The 655-nt window shown below is 64.0% G+C and carries 1 protein-coding gene; it reads right to left on the minus strand.

Going from position 1 to position 655, the window contains the following annotated elements; all coding sequences use genetic code 11:
* Positions 1–552: YhjD/YihY/BrkB family envelope integrity protein (locus A2J03_RS16315; protein WP_197480821.1), on the minus strand; the 552-nt coding region annotated here is incomplete at its 3' end.
* Between the last annotated feature and the right edge of the window lie 103 nt (positions 553–655).

Genomic DNA, 655 nt, shown 5'->3' on the forward strand with positions numbered 1-655 from the left:
GAGCAGTGCCTGGACGTAGGTCGGTCCGAGTGCCACGAGCGGCAGCACCAACACGGCGACGACGAGGAATGCGACGTACAGCAGGAGTGCGAAGATGCGCTGCCAGATCGGATGCCGAGCGTCCTGCTGACCGTGTGCCTCGACGATGGAGTCGACGAACGTCGAGATGGCGGACGACCCGGCCCACAGCGACAACACGAAGCCGGCGGACACGACTTCGCCGCGTCCCTGCTGGAGTACGTCCTGAACCGTCGGTTCGATGATGCCGTCGACGACGCTGTCGCTGAAGACGGTGCTGCTGAAGGTGATGATCTTGGACTCGATGATGTCGATCGTGTTCGGTCCGAACCAGCCGGCAACGAAGCCGAGACTTCCGAGCACCCCCAGCAGCAGGGGTGGCAAGGACAGCGTCTGCCAGAACGCGGCAGTCGCCGCTTTGCTGAAGATCGAATCGTCCCAGGCTTTGCTCAGTGTGCGCCGCGTCACCACCCAGATGAGGCGCAGGGGTCGCCCGGACGACAGCTTCTCCGGTGCACCTGCAGTTTCGCTCATGGTCTCTCCAGCATTCCCGACGATGGCCGCGCGCGCTCGTTGCACCCTCGGTGTGGCCGTTCGGCGTGTCGCTCGCACGTCGAAAAGGTCACATCTCTTCCGA

Source organism: Rhodococcus sp. EPR-157 (assembly GCF_001647195.1).
GTDB lineage: Bacteria > Actinomycetota > Actinomycetes > Mycobacteriales > Mycobacteriaceae > Rhodococcoides.